Annotated in this window: 18 protein-coding genes; 6 read left to right on the plus strand and 12 right to left on the minus strand. The window is 61.8% G+C overall.

The window, feature by feature from the left end:
- Positions 1-48 precede the first annotated feature (48 nt).
- Positions 49-756, plus strand: a complete 708-nt coding sequence (locus tag BM019_RS14935; protein ID WP_092418733.1) for a 4'-phosphopantetheinyl transferase family protein — start codon at positions 49-51, stop codon at positions 754-756.
- A gap of 104 nt (positions 757-860) precedes the next feature.
- Here the strand turns inward: BM019_RS14935 and BM019_RS14940 are convergent, their stop codons facing one another.
- Positions 861-1,127: a hypothetical protein gene (locus BM019_RS14940; protein ID WP_009043763.1), complete on the minus strand. Its 267-nt coding sequence runs from the start codon at positions 1,125-1,127 to the stop codon at positions 861-863.
- A gap of 352 nt (positions 1,128-1,479) precedes the next feature.
- On the opposite strand from BM019_RS14940, the gene BM019_RS14945 reads away from it, so the two are divergent.
- Entirely contained in the window at positions 1,480-2,805 is a 1,326-nt protein-coding gene (locus BM019_RS14945; protein ID WP_009043764.1) for a sigma-54 dependent transcriptional regulator, read from the plus strand.
- A gap of 61 nt (positions 2,806-2,866) precedes the next feature.
- Here the strand turns inward: BM019_RS14945 and BM019_RS14950 are convergent, their stop codons facing one another.
- The 9 genes from BM019_RS14950 to BM019_RS14990 all read right to left on the minus strand — a co-directional run bounded on the left by BM019_RS14950 (position 2,867) and on the right by BM019_RS14990 (position 11,071).
- The gene (locus BM019_RS14950) at positions 2,867-4,159 is read right to left on the minus strand and encodes a transporter (RefSeq protein ID WP_092418734.1); all 1,293 of its coding nucleotides are present in this window, start codon (positions 4,157-4,159) and stop codon (positions 2,867-2,869) included.
- A 45-nt stretch (positions 4,160-4,204) separates the two neighbouring features.
- Complete coding sequence (locus BM019_RS14955) at positions 4,205-4,951, minus strand: hypothetical protein (protein WP_037005200.1); 747 nt, start codon at positions 4,949-4,951, stop codon at positions 4,205-4,207.
- Positions 4,952-4,995: 44 nt separating this feature from the next.
- Positions 4,996-5,676 carry a C39 family peptidase gene (locus tag BM019_RS14960; protein ID WP_009043767.1) on the minus strand — a complete coding sequence of 227 codons (681 nt, stop codon included), beginning with the start codon at positions 5,674-5,676 and terminating at the stop codon, positions 4,996-4,998.
- 63 nt (positions 5,677-5,739) lie between these two features.
- Positions 5,740-6,783 (minus strand): heme utilization protein, encoded by a 1,044-nt coding sequence (locus tag BM019_RS14965; RefSeq protein ID WP_092418735.1) that lies wholly within the window; start codon positions 6,781-6,783, stop codon positions 5,740-5,742.
- Positions 6,784-6,846: 63 nt separating this feature from the next.
- Complete coding sequence (locus tag BM019_RS14970; RefSeq protein ID WP_037004704.1) at positions 6,847-7,425, minus strand: hypothetical protein; 579 nt, start codon at positions 7,423-7,425, stop codon at positions 6,847-6,849.
- Between the two features lies 1 nt (position 7,426).
- The gene (locus BM019_RS14975) at positions 7,427-7,888 is read right to left on the minus strand and encodes a hypothetical protein (protein ID WP_009043770.1); all 462 of its coding nucleotides are present in this window, start codon (positions 7,886-7,888) and stop codon (positions 7,427-7,429) included.
- A gap of 352 nt (positions 7,889-8,240) precedes the next feature.
- Positions 8,241-8,765, minus strand: coding sequence for an AAA family ATPase (locus BM019_RS14980; RefSeq protein ID WP_092418736.1), 525 nt, complete (start codon positions 8,763-8,765; stop codon positions 8,241-8,243).
- Positions 8,762-9,328 carry a nicotinamide riboside transporter PnuC gene (gene pnuC / locus BM019_RS14985; protein WP_053261070.1) on the minus strand — a complete coding sequence of 189 codons (567 nt, stop codon included), beginning with the start codon at positions 9,326-9,328 and terminating at the stop codon, positions 8,762-8,764. Before pnuC ends, BM019_RS14980 begins: the two co-directional genes overlap by 4 nt.
- Positions 9,329-9,436: 108 nt before the next feature.
- Positions 9,437-11,071: a methyl-accepting chemotaxis protein gene (locus BM019_RS14990; RefSeq protein WP_092418737.1), complete on the minus strand. Its 1,635-nt coding sequence runs from the start codon at positions 11,069-11,071 to the stop codon at positions 9,437-9,439.
- Positions 11,072-11,356: 285 nt separating this feature from the next.
- Here BM019_RS14990 and BM019_RS14995 point away from each other — a divergent pair, with 285 nt between their 5' ends.
- Complete coding sequence (locus BM019_RS14995; protein ID WP_062826299.1) at positions 11,357-12,187, plus strand: undecaprenyl-diphosphate phosphatase; 831 nt, start codon at positions 11,357-11,359, stop codon at positions 12,185-12,187.
- Complete coding sequence (locus BM019_RS15000) at positions 12,187-12,612, plus strand: DUF1294 domain-containing protein (protein ID WP_092418738.1); 426 nt, start codon at positions 12,187-12,189, stop codon at positions 12,610-12,612. Before BM019_RS14995 ends, BM019_RS15000 begins: the two co-directional genes overlap by 1 nt.
- On the opposite strand, the gene BM019_RS15005 is transcribed toward BM019_RS15000, so the two are convergent.
- Together BM019_RS15005 and BM019_RS15010 are read right to left on the minus strand one after the other, a co-directional pair.
- Positions 12,609-12,953 carry an MmcQ/YjbR family DNA-binding protein gene (locus tag BM019_RS15005; protein WP_062825815.1) on the minus strand — a complete coding sequence of 115 codons (345 nt, stop codon included), beginning with the start codon at positions 12,951-12,953 and terminating at the stop codon, positions 12,609-12,611. The genes BM019_RS15000 and BM019_RS15005 overlap by 4 nt on opposite strands.
- Positions 12,954-12,976: 23 nt before the next feature.
- Complete coding sequence (locus BM019_RS15010) at positions 12,977-13,885, minus strand: LysR substrate-binding domain-containing protein (protein ID WP_092418739.1); 909 nt, start codon at positions 13,883-13,885, stop codon at positions 12,977-12,979.
- A gap of 129 nt (positions 13,886-14,014) precedes the next feature.
- Between BM019_RS15010 and BM019_RS15015 the strand changes: the two genes are divergently transcribed.
- Positions 14,015-14,626 carry an FMN-dependent NADH-azoreductase gene (locus BM019_RS15015; RefSeq protein ID WP_092418740.1) on the plus strand — a complete coding sequence of 204 codons (612 nt, stop codon included), beginning with the start codon at positions 14,015-14,017 and terminating at the stop codon, positions 14,624-14,626.
- Between the two features lie 227 nt (positions 14,627-14,853).
- A complete protein-coding gene (locus tag BM019_RS15020) occupies positions 14,854-15,891 on the plus strand; it encodes an alpha/beta hydrolase family protein (protein ID WP_007926435.1) in 1,038 nt (345 codons plus the stop codon).

Consider the following 15,891-nt stretch of genomic DNA (forward strand, 5'->3'; position numbering starts at 1 on the left):
GGCCATGTGGGTAGCTGCCGGTCCTGAAAAGAGCCACGGTATGACAAGATGATTGGACTTTACCCCATCGAGCTGGCAACGCATTTCATTACGGACGGCATCGGCATGGTCTGTCTCCGCCTGGACAGAAGCCGTATTGATCTGGGGCAGTTGCTGCAATATGGCGCTGAACTGCCTGTAGACATTCAACGTAGTGTGCACACGAGGAGAGTCGAGTACCTGGCGGGCCGCTATTGTGCCCGCCAAGCGCTTGGCCAGCTGGGGGCCGCTACATGGGCAGTAGGGCGCAAGGCCGATGGTGCACCCGACTGGCCCGAGGGCATTCTGGGCAGTTTGTCTCATACGGAGGAACGGGTTATTGCCTGCGTGGCGTGGCAGTCCGAATGGAGCGGGCTGGGTATCGACATCGAAAAGATCGTGGGTACAGAGATGCTCCTGTCGCTGGAACATCTGGTTTTCACCCAGGCAGATAAATTGCAGATGCAGGCATCGCACTTGAACTTACTTGAAACAGCTACGCTGATCTTCTCCGCAAAAGAGGCGTTTTATAAGTTTATCCATCCACAAGCCTATGCCAGTCTGGACTTTAAGGATGTGTCTTTGCAGGCAATGGATAGTGACGGGTTTACCATCGAGCTTCATAAGGGGCTTGGCGCGTCCTGGGGAAAGGGTAGGCGGGTGCGAGGGAGTTACCTGTTCGAGTCGAACCATGTAATTACCCTCATCGCCAAGTCCAGGACTCATCCCGATAGTTAATTCTGAATGAGTCAAAATGTCGCAGGGGAATGTACTAAAAGCGCGGAGGATATATCAGATGAATAAGAAAGACGGATCACTGGATAGTGATCCGTCTTTTCCGTTTATTCCGGCATGACCCAGGATTGCAGTGTGTAACCTTCCTGGCTCAGTTCGGCGCGGGCCTGTTTCAGCAGGTCTTCCAGTTGCGCCGGGTCGGAGTAGGCGCTGCTTGGAATCTGTTTGCGACCAATACGGGTATTGGTGCGGTCGATGACGGTCAGGCTCAGTTCGCCGTTACCGTCTTGTGGGGCCCAGGCGACGCATTGGAATGGCTGGAATGCGCGGTCGGCGATCAAAAGTGCTTCGTTGATACGGAGCGGGGCGTTCATGGGGTCTTCTCTCTATGTGCCCAATCAAATGATGTGCCGTCGGTTGGGCTTACCGCTCGGCTGGTTACTTATACTGATGTCTCGAACCAGGGATCAGGTCACATAGAAAGACCAGAATTTACAACTTTTGTTCACAGCCGCGGTTCAGAGCCTTCTTTTGAAAGCTGAATGAAAGATTGGCGCAGGCAATTAAACCGGGCTTTGGGATTCCATCTAAGGGTTAGTCCAAATGGTGATTGACGCTATAAACAATCGATACAAGACCCCGTCAAGTAATTGCTAATGTTACAGCCAGGTTTGCCAAACTACTGTTTCTAATAACTTTTCCTCTTTTTGGCGCCAAGGAACAGTCATGCTTGAAGCGACCGCCTTACGCCGCCTTTTAGTGGTTGACCCGTGCGACGATTGCCATCGTCTGCTGCCTGGATTACGCACGGTGGGCTGGGATGTCGACAGTTGTGACCTGGAATCGGCCGTCGATCGCGGCTGTGACGTCGGCTTGCTGCGTTTGCAGGCCTTTCACCTGGAGCGACCGGAAGCGGTCAAGGACCTGATCAGCCGCAGCGGTACCGAGTGGATCGCGGTGCTCAGCCCGGACGTGCTGCGCCTGCAGAAAGTCGGCGATTTTGTCTGCGAGTGGTTTTTCGATTTCCACACCCTGCCGTTCGATGTCTCGCGGGTCCAGGTGACGCTCGGACGGGCTTTCGGCATGGCCCGCCTGCGTGGCCAGGGGCACATTCATGTCGCTCAACCCGAGCATGAGTTGCTGGGCGACAGCCGACCGATCCGCGACTTGCGCAAACTCTTGAGCAAGCTGGCGCCCACCGAGTCGCCGGTGCTGATTCGCGGCGAAAGCGGTACGGGCAAGGAGCTGGTGGCCAGGACCCTGCACCGCCAGTCGCAGCGCCACAGCAAACCCTTCGTGGCGATCAACTGCGGGGCGATCCCCGAGCACCTGATCCAGTCCGAACTGTTCGGCCATGAGAAGGGCGCGTTCACCGGCGCCCATCAACGCAAGGTCGGGCGTATCGAGGCGGCCCATGGCGGCACCCTGTTTCTCGACGAAATCGGCGACCTGCCGCTGGAACTGCAGGCCAATCTGTTGCGCTTTTTGCAGGAAAAACACATTGAACGGGTGGGCGGCAGCCAGCCGATCCCGGTGGATGTACGGGTGCTGGCGGCGACTCACGTCGACCTCGAGGCGGCGATCGACAAGGGGCGCTTTCGCGAAGACCTGTATTACCGCCTGAACGTGTTGCAAGTGGTCACCGCGCCATTGCGCGAACGGCATGGCGATATCGGCATGCTGGCCAGCCATTTTTCCCACTTCTATAGCCAGGAAACCGGGCGCCGGCCGCGCAGTTTCAGCGAAGACGCGCTGGTGGCCATGGGCAAGCACGACTGGCCGGGCAATGTCCGCGAGCTGGCCAACCGGGTGCGGCGCGGCCTGGTACTGGCCGAGGGCCGGCAGATCGAGGCCCGGGACCTGGGACTGCTCAGCCCGCAGGCGAGCATCGCGCCCATGGGCACGCTGGAGGACTACAAGCATCGGGCCGAGCGCCAGGCCCTGTGCGACGTCTTGAGTCGGCACAGCGACAACCTGAGTGTCGCGGCCAGGGTGCTGGGCGTATCGCGCCCGACTTTCTACCGGTTGCTGCACAAGCATCAGATCCGCTAGGGCGGTGCGACGAAAGGCCCGCGGCGAGGTGATCGCCGCGGGCCTTTTTTTGGTTGGGTGTTTAGAAGTAGTAAGGGAATTTCAGGCTGAAGGTGAAGTCCGGCGCATCGTCGGTCAGGCCGATGGACAGGTTGGGCACTATGGTCAGGTTGTCGGTGGCCGCCACGGTCATGCCGACGTTGAAGTAGCCGGCGTTGGCATCGCTGGACACCACGGACTGCCAGTCGCCGCCATCTTCCTTGAGCTTGCTCTTGCGCTGGATCAGGTCCGAGAAGGAGAACGACATACTCATCTTCTCGTTCAGGGCGAAGGCGACGCCCATGCCGATCTGGAAGCTGTCGCCGAGCTTGACCTTGCCCGGGGTCTTCTGGTTGACCGTGGAGCTGATGTCGTCGAACGATTCCTCCAGGTTGTGGGTGTAGGAGAGGGTGCCGAACAGCACCGCCGGGTCGAAGGTCTTGACCAGCGAGATACCGGGAGTGATCGACCAGACGCCGTTACCGGTCGGCAGGTCATCCGGGACGAACAGGTTGGTGTTGTCCTGGACCTGGCGCAGCTTGATGCCGAACGGTTCTTCGCCGGTTGGCGCCTTGACGCGCAAGGTCAACACCGCGTCCGGGGTATTGACCGATTCGTCGAGGAACTTGTAGGCGATGCCGAAGTTCACGTCGCCGAGGGTCGGGTCCTTGGACACGGTCTTTTCGCTGGTGACGCCCGCCGCGCCGTTCTGCGCGCCGCCGGACTGGTAGGTCGATTCGCGGTAGACCACCGGCACGTTGACGTCGAACTGCCAACGGTTGTCCAGGTTGTAGCGGGCCGTGAGGTCGAGGGTCCAGTTGTCGGCCTTGATCCGGTCCAGGTTGATATTGCCGAGGAAAATCGAGTCCAGCGCCAGGAAGCCGTTGAGAATCAGCTGCCGGGTGTCATAACGGGAGTAGGTCAGGCCGGTCTCGACACTGAACTTGCCGCCGCCGAAGAAGCCGCTGGCTTCGTCGTACAGGTTGGACACACTCTGCGCCGGTTGCGAATCATCCTTGAGCGATTCCCCGTAGGAACTGCCGCCGGCCGGGGTCGGGCCTTTGCTCGTGGTCCCGGCCACCTGCTGGTTGCCACGCATGTCCGCTGGCGACTTGGCCAGGCGTTTCGGGGGTGGCGCCGCCGGTTGCTCCTCGACCTGGCGTACCCGTTGTTCCAATACCGCCAGTGCTTTCTGCTGCACTTCGTAACGTTGCTTAAGCTCCAGTAATTCTTGTTTCAGGGCCTCTACGTCGGCATCAGGCGCTGCCTGCAGCAGTGCCGTCGGGAGGATCGTGCTCAGGCATACAACTGCGCGCAGCGAGACTGATCGATACATGAATAAGCCGTCCCTTTAAGCCTAATGATCGAGAATCAGCGTAGTTCAATATCCCAGGTTGCGAAGGCCCTTGAGCTGGGTCAGGTTGCAGTCCAACGCGCCGGTGCTCGCCCCGTTATTGTTGAGCACCACGTTCAGTTGGGTCAGGTTGCTGACCAGGTTGCTGTCGCCCAGCAGGCGGGTGTTCTGCAGCAAGCCGCCCTGGGCCACTTGTTGCAGGGCTGAGCCCTGGTTGTTGCTGGCCTGGATGGCCATCTGGATGCCGCCACCGGTGGCGGACACGGCCACGCTGCCCGCGGCATTGCTGCCGCTGATGGTTTGCCCGCTCATCAACAGCTGGCCCTGCGCCGGCACCAGCGCCGGAGCATGCCTGGCTTCCTTGACGTCGATGGAGACGTTGTTATAGGCGCTATTGCCATCGCCCGCCGCGCGTACGCTCTGGGTCACCCCTTGGGTGGTGGCCAGGCCCGCGCCGCCGATCACGTTGCCCGAGCCCTGGGTCGGCGTCGAGCCGTTGCCGCTCTCGGTGATCGTGGAGACATAGAATTCTGGCTTGATCGTCGATTGCTGGATCTGCATGGTGGTCGTGGCGCCGATCAGATCGCCCGAGGCATTGCGCCAGGTGCTGCTCATGACAATGCCGAAGCTGATGATCCGCCCCGGCATGACGTAGCGACCGCGGAGCTCGGAGAGTTCCTGGTCCTTGATTTCTATAGGCTTGAACCCTGCGTTGGCGTACGCAGGAAAACTTGTGACCAGGCAGGCAGCGGCCAGCCAGTAAGCGCTTTTCATCTGCTGCTCCCGGAGCATCCTGCCCCTTTATCCTTAGGGCGACCCTAGAAGAAGTCGCTCTGAATGAAACCGAATTCCATCAGTTCTGCGTCTTTGACCGGGTTGAAGGTATCCAGCTTGTTCTTGGCCGTCAGCGGGTTGGGCGGGTCGCGCAAGGCGTTGGCCTTGTCGTAGCCGGGACCGACGATGGCGAAGACGATACCGTTCCAGCCTTTGACAAAGTCTTCGTGGGAGTAGCGTTTATGGCCGAGGACGGGGTCGCCGACATAGACCCAGTCTTTCTGCGCCCGCTGCATGACCACGAAGTGCTTGTAACCACGAATGTCCATCAGTACCACCACCGGAATGGTCACCGCCTCGAGTTTTTCAGGAGGTATCCGGTAGCCCCGGGCGCGCATGCCGATGCTTTCCAGGTAGCGCTTCATGTCCAGCATGGAGAAACCCTGGGTACGCACAAGGTCTTGGTCAGCGGTGGCCAGCATGCCTTTGATGACGTGCTCCTCATCGACGTCGAGCCAGTAGGCCTGGCGCAGCACCGTCGCCAGCGCGGCGGCGCCGCAACTGAAGTCGGTTTTCTGCTCGACCAGGTCGGCGAATTTGCGCTCCCGCACGCTCTGCACCTGCTTGTACACCAGGTTGCCGCCAGGCAACACGGCCACCGGCATCTGTGCGGCCTGAGCCAGGCCGGTCAGACAAAGCAAAAGGGAGAAGGTCGCCATTCGCATGATCGCTACGCCTTGTGGGACTGTGGAAAAGCCCCGTTTCCGGGGCTTTCGTCACTCTCGTGATTACAGGCAGGCTCTGCAGCCGGCAGCGATGGACAGCGAGTTGCTTTGTTGGTTGCCGACACCCGCCGAGACGTTGGCACCGCCGTTGCCGGAGAAGCCGTTCATCGAGCCAGACATCGACGCGTTGTTGATCACAGGGTTTTTCCAGCCGTCTTTGGTCAGCACTTGCTTGGTCCAGACGCCGGACAGTTCGATCGTGCCTTGTTCCTTGAAGGTGAACTTCTGATTGCCATTATCGTGATCGCCACCGCCGCTACGATCGTCGTAGCCATGACCGCCACCATGGTGATCGTCGTCGCCCTGGATCTTGCCGTAGCCGGTGCCTTTGTAGGTGCCGGAGGCATTGAAACTGCCGCTGAGGGTGTCTGTTTTGTAGGTACGCACACCCTTGTTGTCCACGTCCAGGCCAGTGGAAGTCTGGTTCGCCGAAGCTGACGCGGTCGCTACGCGTCCGCCGGATACGGCGATTGCCAGGTTGTTTTTCTGTTGGTTGAAGTCGCCGGCGGTGACGTTGATGCCGATGTTGCCGGAGCCGCTGTTGCCTGCATTGTCGAGTGTTGCGCTGTTTTGCGTGGACCAGTTTTTCACCGTGTTGTTGGTGTTGGTCTGGGTCGCGCTGGAAGTGGCTACCGCGCTGCCGAAGATGAAGCTTTCATCGGCGGTGGCCAGGGCGACGGCGTTGTCTTGCTGGTTACCGTCGCCGGCAGCCACGTTGGCGCCCATGTTGCCGTTGGAGTTGTTCATCGAGTCGCTGGCGTCGGCGTTGTTGTGGGTGCCGCGGTTGCTGACGCTGTTGCCCGAGCTGTACTGCTCATCGGTCACGTTGGCCACAGCACCGGCAGTGAGTTGCAGCTTGGTGTTGAGGTCTTGGCCGTCGTTGCCGCCATGTCCACCGTGGCCGCCGTGACCGCCGTGGTGGCCACCGTGACCGCCATGGCCACCGTGGCCACCGTGGTTGTCGTCATTACCGCCTGCCTGTGCAGCGATCGCCATGACCGCGGCGAGGGCAAAAACCAGTGGCTTGAGAGCCATTGTAGGTTTCATGGTGTTTCTCCGTGCTTATTTAGTTGGTTAAGTGTTGGTACCTTCCAATCGCACTGCTGCGGGTCAGTCAGCGACCCGTATGCTCAGGGTGTTAGCCATTCGGTTCCCCACCCCGGCACTCTGGTTCACCTGAATCACTCCCCGGCTGCCGGTGAAGGCCTGGTCGCTGGTAACGACCTGGCGGCTGCCTTTAGAAGCGTCAGTTGCTCCCGAGCCTGGTAACAGCGCCACGTTCTGTTGGGACAGGACGCTGTCGTCGATGCTTTGCGGCTGGGCACTGATGCTCACCCGCATTGCGTTGACCATCTGGTTGTTGGCGCCGGCTCCCTGGTTCACGCCCAGGACCCCGTTGCCGTTGCTGAAAGCGTTGCCGCCAATGTTGCTGCTGGCGTCGATCGCGCTGCTCGCCGGGGTGCCGAGCTTCTGCCGGACCACGGTGGTGGCCTGGGCGTCGGTGCCGATGGCAATGGCGCGTGTGTTGGTCTGTTGCTGCTGGTCGCCGGCGGCCTGGTTGACGTTGAAGTTGCCGTTGTAGCGGGCGCCAGAGTTGTGAAGGGTGGCGGTGTCCACCGCCTGGATGCCTGGGTCGGCCATCACCGAAGCGCAGCCGAACAGGGCAAGCCATACGAGGGTACGAGTCATCTCATTGGCCTCCGGCCAGTCTGCCCAAAGGAGCCAGGCCAGAATTCAGGGAGCGGTTGATGGTGCCGGAGATGGCGCCACCGCTGCCGCCGCCGTGGCCGGCGCTCATGCCGGTCAGGCCATTGGGGTTGGTGACGGTGTTCAGCCCCTGCAGGTTCACGCCGTTGGGCATGACGCTGCTGCTGATCGTGGAACCGCTGCTGACCCCGGCAAAATCGCCGTCGCTCAATTCGGTGTTGCTGGTCATCTGTTTGACCCGGGCCGATGGGTTGGCATTGACGGTGGTCGGGTAGGGGTCAGGATGCAGCGGAGGACGGCCGACGGTATGAGGTTGCACGTCGCGGTCGAGAACAATCCTGCCGTCCCTGATGTCGCCGGCTGCCTGGGCCGGGAGGCTGAGCAGCGAGCCGATGGCACAGCCGATCAGCAGGAGGCGGGTCAGAGCTGAATTGAGATTCTCCACGGTAGCATTCCCTTCTTCTTTCGCTGGCCCTAGTCAGCGTTGCGAGGGAGAGAGCAGAAGCCGTGCCGCTTTTCGATTGTTTCAAAAATTCAACAGGTTACGAATAACCAGGCGTGTTGCCGGGGCAGGGGTGTTTCAACCATGAGACCAGTATCGCCTTCGACGGCCCGGTATTGCCGTGGCGAGGCTCTGGATCGGGGGGCTCGCGGCGGGTTGTATCAGCGTTTTAACAGATGGCAGAAGGGCAATGAGAAGCCCTTTGATTTGGCCGCTCTGCGCAGCGGCGGGTGTTTCAGGGATGGACGTTTTTCTCGCCAGCAGAGGAAAAAACGCGGACAGGAAAAGGATTCGGCTAACCCTGAAGTAAACGCTCGACCCGCTCGAATGCCCGTTGCCGACGGGCTTCCCAGTCGCCGCGAATCACTTCGAAGGGCTGCTGGTGTTGCACCAGCCAATCGCTGGTGGCCTTGAAGAAGGCCAGGCGCTCGCTCAGTTGGGGTTGGCAGCGCTGGCCGTCGTCGCTCCAGCCGACATCTTCCGGCGAGAGCAGCAGGTGCAGATCATAGCGGCGAGCCAGCAACTCGGGTTCCAGCCAGTCCGGGCAGGCGCCGAACAGGGTCTGGCTCCAGAGCATATTGCTCAGCAGGTGAGTGTCGAGAATCAGCAGCGACGGCTGTTGCGCCCGGGCCTGGTCTTCCCAGGCCAGCTGGCCGCGGGCGATCTCCGGGATATCCGCCAGGCAGGTGTCGCGTCGCTGCTGCTCGATGAAATGGCGAACGTACTCGCCCACCTGGATGCCGCCGAAGCGCGCCTGCAAGTGGCCGCTGAGCCAGCTTTTGCCGCTGGACTCGGGGCCGGTCAACACCAGGACCTTCATGCCGGGCGCAACGCCGGGTCGGCCCGCCAGGCGCGCCAGCCCTGCACGGCCAGCAGGGTGAACAGCCCGTACAGGGCCGCCGTCAGGTACAGGTCCTTGTAGATGAACAGGCCGACAAAAATCACGTCGACGGCAATCCACAGCGGCCAGCATTGCACGCGCTTCTGCGCCATCCACCATTGCGCCACCAGGCTGAAGCCGGTCAGCGCGGCGTCCAGCCAGGGTTGCGCGGCATCGGTCCAATGGGCCATGGCGGCCCCCAGCAGCAGGCTGCCGATGGCCCCGAGGCTCAGGCCCAGCAGCATCGAGCGCGGCGCCAGCAGGCTGACCGGACGCCCCTGATGGCTGGCGCCACCGCGGGTCCATTGCCACCAGCCATAGAGTTGCAGGGCGGCGTAGACCACTTGCAGCAGCATGTCCGAATACAGCTTCACCTCGAAGAAGATCCAGCTGTACAGCAGCACCATGACCAGGCCGATCGGCCAGCACCAGGGGTTCTGCCTGACTGTCAGCCAGACGGCGATCACGCCGAGTGCGGCGGCGAACAGTTCAAGCCCGGACATGAAAACTACCTGGAAGCGGAGGAGGGGGCGGATTGTAACCAGAAGCGGCCTTGCATGTTAGTGAAGGCCGGCAACCGTGGCGGGGCGAAAACCCCGCCACGGCCAGCTTCAGACCCGGAACTGGCGCAACAGGCCGTTGAGCTGCTCGCTCAGTTCCTTGAGGTGCAGGCTGGCGGCACTGGATTGCTCGGCCGCCAGGGCGGTGCTGTGGGACAGGCCGGCGGCCTGGGTCACGTTCTGGTTGATGTCTTCGACCACATGGGCCTGTTGCAACGTGGCGCTGGCAATCGAGGCGTTCAGCCCGTTGAGGTTGCGCAGGGCCTGGCCGATGGCGTTCAGGCTTTCGCCGGCCAGCCCGGCCTGCTCGATGGTCTGTTGCGAAGCCCGGCTGCTGTCGCCGATGACTTTCACCGCGGCTTCCGAGTGCCCTTGCAGGCGCTCGATCATCGACTGGATCTCGGCAGTGGATTTCTGCGTCCGCTGGGCCAGCAGGCGCACTTCATCGGCCACCACGGCGAACCCACGGCCCTGTTCGCCAGCGCGGGCGGCTTCGATCGCCGCGTTGAGCGCCAGCAGGTTGGTCTGCTCGGCGATCGAGTGGATCACCTCCAGCACGCTGCCGATCTGGGTGCTTTCCTGGGCCAGGGTGCGAATCACTTCTACGGCCTGGTCGATGGTGCCCGAGAGTCGGTCGATCTGTTGCAGGCTGCCGTCGATATTGACCTGGCCCTGCTGGGCCCGGGCTTCGGCGTCGCGCATCTCGCTGGCGGCGTGTTCGGCGTTCTTCGCCACGTCCTGTACGCCGTAGGTCACTTCGTTGATGGCGGTGGCCACCAGTTCCATCTGCTGCGACTGCTGCTGGCTGCGTTCCTGGGCCTGGCTGGCATTGTTGCCCAGGTCGGTGGAAGACTGCGCCAGGGCTGAGGCCGACACCTGCAGCTGGCTGACGACGAGACGCAGCTTGGCGGTGAAGCCGTTGAAGTGCCGGGCCAGTTCGGTGACTTCGTCCTGGCCGTGGGTGTCGAGGGTGCGGGTCAGGTCGCTTTCGCCGCTGGCGATATTGGCCATGGCGTGCACGGTTTCCTGCAGCGGGCGGACGATGCTGCGGGCGATCAGCAACACCAGCAGGGCCATGAGCAGGGCAATGGCGATACCGCCGACCGAGGCCTTCACCACCTGGCTGCGGAACTCGGCCTGCACATCATCGATGTATACCCCCGAACCGATGATCCAGCCCCAGGGCTGGAACAGCTGGACATAGGAGGTCTTCTGCACCGGCTCGCTGGCGCCCGGTTTCGGCCAGCGATAATTGACCATGCCGGCGCCCTTGGCTTTGGCGATGGCCACCATTTCGTTGAACACGGCAAAGCCGTCCGGGTCGCGAATGGCCGCGAGGTTCTGGCCGTCGAGCTTGGGGTTGGTCGGGTGCATGACCATGACCGGAGTCAGGTCGTTGATCCAGAAGTAGTCGCTCTGGTCGTAGCGCAGGTTGCGTATGGCGCTCAGCGCCTGCTTCTGCGCCGTCGCGCGATCGAGGCTGCCGGCGCTTTCCAGGCCCTGGAAATAGGCCAGCACGCCGTTGGCGGTCTGCACCACATGCTGGGTCTTCTGCGCCTTGGCCTGGTACAGGTCGTCGCGGATCTGCTTGAGCATCAGCATGCCCAGGGTCAGCAGCATCAGTACCGCCACAATCAGGATCAGCCACAGCCGGCGGCTGATCGACATTCTGCGTAAGCTGTTCATGAATCTGTCACTCCCGATTGTTGTTCTTGTAATGGAAACACCCCGTACATCCGTCATGCGCTCCTTGCAGTCAGGTCCATCGGATTCTCGCAACGCGACAGCGTTTATCGAGTATGTCTGATAGGATTTCGGCCTCATCGCGAAAAACCTGAATCCGGCTGATTTTTCACGGAATTTTCAGGGGCGATGATGATCCTATTGCGGCTGCGAAGTCGCGATGCACGCGTCAGTGAACATTGAAGAAAAACTAAAAAGGCATGCCACGGCATGACCTTCGGGGGATTGATGGAGCTTTGGACCGCCGTACAGGCATTGATTTTAGGGATTGTGGAAGGGCTGACGGAGTTTCTGCCCATCAGCAGTACGGGCCACCAGATTATCGTTGCCGACTTGCTCAACTTCGGTGGCGAGCGCGCCATGGCGTTCAACATCATCATTCAGCTGGGGGCCATTCTCGCGGTGGTCTGGGAGTTTCGCCGCAAGATCCTCGACGTGGTCACTGGCCTGCCGACCCAGCGCAACGCCCAGCGTTTCACCATCAACCTGCTGATCGCCTTCATGCCCGCCGTGGTGCTGGGGGTGATCTTCGCCGACCTGATCCATGAATACCTGTTCAACCCGATCACCGTCGCCACGGCGCTGGTGGTGGGTGGCCTGGTCATGCTCTGGGCCGAACGCCGGCAGCATGAAATACATGCCAACACGGTGGATGAAATCAGCTGGAAAGATGCCTTGAAGGTCGGTTTCGCCCAGTGCCTGGCGATGATTCCAGGCACCTCGCGCTCGGGCTCCACCATCATTGGCGGCCTGTTGTTCGGCCTGTCGCGCAAGACCGCCACCGAGTTCTCGTTCTTCCTGGCGATGCCGACCATGGTCGGTGCCGCGGTCTACTCGGGCTACAAGTACCGCAATCTGTTCCAGCCGGACGACCTGCCGGTGTTCGCCATCGGCTTCATCACCTCGTTCATCTTCGCGATGATTGCGGTCAGGGGCCTGCTCAAGTTCATCGCCAACCACAGCTACGCGGCGTTTGCCTGGTACCGCATTGCCTTCGGCCTGGTAATCCTCGCCACCTGGCAGTTCGGTTGGGTCGACTGGACCTCGGTCCACTCCTGATGAACACACGCAATCAGAACCGCCCCGGCGAAGCCGCCGGGGCTCGGATCCAGCAGCCAAGGCTCAAGGCGGTGATCTTCCTGCTGCTCTGCGCCTTGCCGCTGTGCGGCTCGTTGCTGTTGGGCGTGAAGGGGATTTCCTGGGTACCGCTGGCGGCCTACGGCGCGGTCAGCGTGCTGACGTTCTTCCTCTACTGGAGCGACAAGCGCAAGGCCCGCAGCGACAGCTGGCGGACCCCGGAAAACGTCCTGCATGCCGTGGAACTGGCCGGTGGCTGGCCAGGTGCCTTGCTGGCGCAGCAGGCGTTTCGCCACAAGACCCGCAAGCTGTCCTATCAACTGGTGTTCTGGCTGATCGTGCTGCTGCACCAGGTGTTCTGGATCGACCGGCTGTTTCTCGAGGGCAGCCTGTTCTCGCTGTTCTAGAGCAACAACCCCACCTGGACCCGCTTGGGCAGCTTGCTCACCACCAACTGGTGCGAACGCTGCAGCAAGTCCCGCAGTTCTCCGGCGCCCAGCGGGTAGGGCGTCTGCATGATGATCCAGTGTGCCCGGGCCAGGTACGGCGCCGGGCCGATGCCGGGACGGTCGACATGGCCGAGGAACAGCTCCTTGTCCACCTTGAACGCCAGTGACTCGCCCCGCAGGTTCTGCAGGGCGAACATCTTGTTGCCGGCCACGGAAAACACCCGCACGCCACCCCATTTGTAGTCTTCGCGCGCGCCTGGCAAGTCCAGGCAGAATTGCGCCACATCCGCTTCAGTCATGGTTTTTTCCTTTTGTCGCGCTGTCACAGTGTGCGGTCTCCACAGCCTTTGAACGCTTCGCTGACATGCTCGATCCACGCCCTTACCGCTGGCAATACACCGCGCCGGTGAGGGTAGACCGCCTGCAGCCAGCCGCCGGGCAACGACCATTGCGGCAGCAGTTGCACCAGTTGCCCGGTCTGCAGTTCTTCCTCGCAATACATCATCGGCAGGATGGTACAGCCAAGGCCGGCGAGGGCGCAGGAGCGACGCACCAGAAAATCGTCGATGCCCAGGCGCGCCTCCAGGACCAGGTCGCATTTCTCGCCCTGGGCGTCAAGCAGGCGCAAATGCACCATGCGGTCGGCCTCCAGGGCTCCCAGCACCGGCACCTTGTGCAGGTCTTCGGGACTGTGGATCGGCCATTCCCGGGCGAACGCCGGGCTGGCGACCATCACGGTCTGCGCCTGGCGCAGGCGCCGGGTCACCAGCAAGGGATCTTCGTCGCCATGCTCGCGAACCCGCAGCGCTACGTCGATGCCTTCGGCGACCACGTCGACCCGGCGGTTGAGCAACTGCATCTCCAGCTGGACCTGGGGATACTGCTTGAGGAACGAACTGATGACGCTCGGCAACATATGATGGGCCAGGCCCACCGGGCAGGACACCCGCAGGCGCCCGCGAGGTTCGCTGGACATGCTGGCCACGGCCTCGTCGGCCATTTCCGCTTCCAGCAGCATGGCCTGGCAGTGACGCAGATAACGTTCACCGACCGCGGTCAGCTTCAATTGGCGGGTGGTGCGTTGCAGCAACCGGGTGTGCAGGCGTTCTTCCAGTTCGGCGATACGTCGCGACAAACGGGATTTGGGCACCCCCAGTAAACGCCCGGCGGCGGCGAAACCACCGGCTTCCACCACCTTGGCAAAGTAATAAAGATCGTTGAGGTCTTGCATATCCTGACTCGACTGTCCTGCTGATGGGACAAACTATCGCATTTATGCCGACTAATCAGCTATTGGTTTCATCTGTAGGATTATCCTCAATTGATCGCCCGGTGGCGATCCTCACTTGGAGAATCCCAGATGAAACTGTTGCATATCGATTCGAGCATCCTTGGTGACAACTCGGCTTCCCGTCAGTTGAGCGAAAGCGTGGTCAAGGCCTGGAAAAACGCCGATGCCAGCGTTGAAGTGACCTACCGCGACCTGGCCGCCGACGCCATCAGCCATTTCAGCTCCGCCACCCTGATGGCCGCCGGTACCCCGGCCGAAGTGCGCAACGCTGCCCAGCAGCACGAAGCCGAGCTGAGCGCTTCGACCCTCGCCGAATTCCAGGCCGCCGACGCGGTAGTGATCGCCGCGCCTATGTACAACTTCACCATCCCGACCCAACTCAAGGCCTGGATCGACCGCATCGCCGTCGCCGGCCAGACCTTCCGCTACACCGAAGCCGGCCCTGAAGGCCTGTGCGGTGGCAAGAAAGTCGTGGTGGTCTCCACCGCGGGCGGCCTGCATGTTGGCCAGGCCACTGGCGTGGCTCACGAGGACTACCTGAAAGTGCTGTTCGGCTTCCTCGGCATCACCGACATCGAATTCGTCCGCGCCCACGGCCTGGCTTATGGCGACGAAGTCCGCAATAAGGCCCTGAGCGACGCCCAGGCGCACATCAGCGAGCAACTTTTCGCCGCCGCGTAAGGCTTGTGTAAAAGTCGCTTACGCCCCAGGCAAGGCCCTTTAAACTCTGTATTCTGATGCCCTCCAGGCAGCGGAATACGGAGTTTTTCGCGTTCGCGCTATTTGTTCTGGCTCGGGTTATGCAGTGGCTTGACCAGGCCCGACAGCTCCAGGCAACAGGCCAGCGAATTCCTGGCCAGTGAAGCAATGAACCGGCGTTTTCATCAGGTAGGGAAGGTGGTGCATCCATGATGCGTCTTTGGGCAATGTCACTGATCTGCCTGCTCGGCGGCCCGATTATCGTGCACGCCGCGCCCGCGCCCCATCCGCACTGGAGCGTGGGCTTCCACGAGATGAGTTTTCTCGACCCGCTGGACCAGCAGCCGATGCGCGCCATTGCCTTCTATCCCTCCACCGGCATCGAACACAGCAGCAAGGTCGAGGGTTATCAGATCGCCGCCTCCCGGGATTCGAAGGTCGCCATCGGTCGTTTTCCGCTGTTGATGCTGTCCCACGGCAATACCGGCACGCCGCTGGCCCTGCACGACCTGGCCACCTCGCTGGCGCGCAAGGGCTTCGTGGTGGTGGCGGTGATTCATCCGGGCGACAACTACAAGGATCACAGCCGGCTGGGGACCCTGAGCAATCTCTATGGCCGGCCGATCCAGATTTCCGAAGCCATCACCGCGACCCTGGCCGACCCGATGCTGTCGCCTTTCGTCAACGCCGGGCAGGTCGGGGTCATCGGTTACTCGGCCGGCGGCGAAACCGCGTTGATCCTGTCCGGAGCGACCCCCGACCTGGACCGCCTGCGCCGCTACTGCCAGGAGCGCCCTGACGATCACGATGCCTGCAATACCCAGGGCGAGCTGATCGTCGATCGCGACGACCTGCAACCGGTCGCCGACCCGCGGGTCCATGCCTTGCTGCTGATGGCGCCGCTGAGCCTCAAGTTCGGGCGCCAGACCCTGTCCGGCGTGCATGTGCCGGTGCTGCTGTACAGCGGCGACGTCGACAAGCTGGTGGCCCTGGACAAGAACGCCGCGGCCCTGGCCCGCAAGCTGCCGGTCGCGCCGGACTTCAGGTTGTTGGCCGGGGCCGGGCACTTCGTGTTCATGGCGCCGTGCACCGAGGAGCAGTTGCTGAGCATGCCGGCCTTGTGTACTGACGCCGATGGCGTCGACCGCGAGGACATCCACCGCAATCTGATCGCCGAGGCCGGCCGCTTCTTTGCCCAGGCCCTGGGCAAGCCGAGCCGGGCCGGGATGCAGACCGCGGATCAGTGA

It is taken from the genome of Pseudomonas sp. NFPP07 (assembly GCF_900115645.1).
Classification (GTDB): Bacteria; Pseudomonadota; Gammaproteobacteria; order Pseudomonadales; family Pseudomonadaceae; genus Aquipseudomonas; species Aquipseudomonas chlororaphis.

Excerpts from the sequence above, each read along its gene's own strand:
- BM019_RS15000 (WP_092418738.1), top strand. The coding sequence starts at position 12,187 with ATGAACACACGCAATCAGAACCGCCCCGGCGAAGCCGCCGGGGCTCGG.
- BM019_RS15010 (WP_092418739.1), bottom strand. The coding sequence starts at position 13,885 with ATGCAAGACCTCAACGATCTTTATTACTTTGCCAAGGTGGTGGAAGCC.
- BM019_RS14955 (WP_037005200.1), bottom strand. The coding sequence starts at position 4,951 with ATGAAAAGCGCTTACTGGCTGGCCGCTGCCTGCCTGGTCACAAGTTTT.
- BM019_RS15005 (WP_062825815.1), bottom strand. The coding sequence starts at position 12,953 with ATGACTGAAGCGGATGTGGCGCAATTCTGCCTGGACTTGCCAGGCGCG.
- BM019_RS15015 (WP_092418740.1), top strand. The coding sequence starts at position 14,015 with ATGAAACTGTTGCATATCGATTCGAGCATCCTTGGTGACAACTCGGCT.
- BM019_RS14950 (WP_092418734.1), bottom strand. The coding sequence starts at position 4,159 with ATGTATCGATCAGTCTCGCTGCGCGCAGTTGTATGCCTGAGCACGATC.
- BM019_RS14960 (WP_009043767.1), bottom strand. The coding sequence starts at position 5,676 with ATGCGAATGGCGACCTTCTCCCTTTTGCTTTGTCTGACCGGCCTGGCT.
- BM019_RS14980 (WP_092418736.1), bottom strand. The coding sequence starts at position 8,765 with ATGAAGGTCCTGGTGTTGACCGGCCCCGAGTCCAGCGGCAAAAGCTGG.
- BM019_RS14940 (WP_009043763.1), bottom strand. The coding sequence starts at position 1,127 with ATGAACGCCCCGCTCCGTATCAACGAAGCACTTTTGATCGCCGACCGC.
- BM019_RS15020 (WP_007926435.1), top strand. The coding sequence starts at position 14,854 with ATGATGCGTCTTTGGGCAATGTCACTGATCTGCCTGCTCGGCGGCCCG.
- BM019_RS14995 (WP_062826299.1), top strand. The coding sequence starts at position 11,357 with ATGGAGCTTTGGACCGCCGTACAGGCATTGATTTTAGGGATTGTGGAA.
- BM019_RS14935 (WP_092418733.1), top strand. The coding sequence starts at position 49 with ATGATTGGACTTTACCCCATCGAGCTGGCAACGCATTTCATTACGGAC.
- BM019_RS14945 (WP_009043764.1), top strand. The coding sequence starts at position 1,480 with ATGCTTGAAGCGACCGCCTTACGCCGCCTTTTAGTGGTTGACCCGTGC.
- BM019_RS14970 (WP_037004704.1), bottom strand. The coding sequence starts at position 7,425 with ATGACTCGTACCCTCGTATGGCTTGCCCTGTTCGGCTGCGCTTCGGTG.
- pnuC (WP_053261070.1), bottom strand. The coding sequence starts at position 9,328 with ATGTCCGGGCTTGAACTGTTCGCCGCCGCACTCGGCGTGATCGCCGTC.
- BM019_RS14965 (WP_092418735.1), bottom strand. The coding sequence starts at position 6,783 with ATGAAACCTACAATGGCTCTCAAGCCACTGGTTTTTGCCCTCGCCGCG.
- BM019_RS14990 (WP_092418737.1), bottom strand. The coding sequence starts at position 11,071 with ATGAACAGCTTACGCAGAATGTCGATCAGCCGCCGGCTGTGGCTGATC.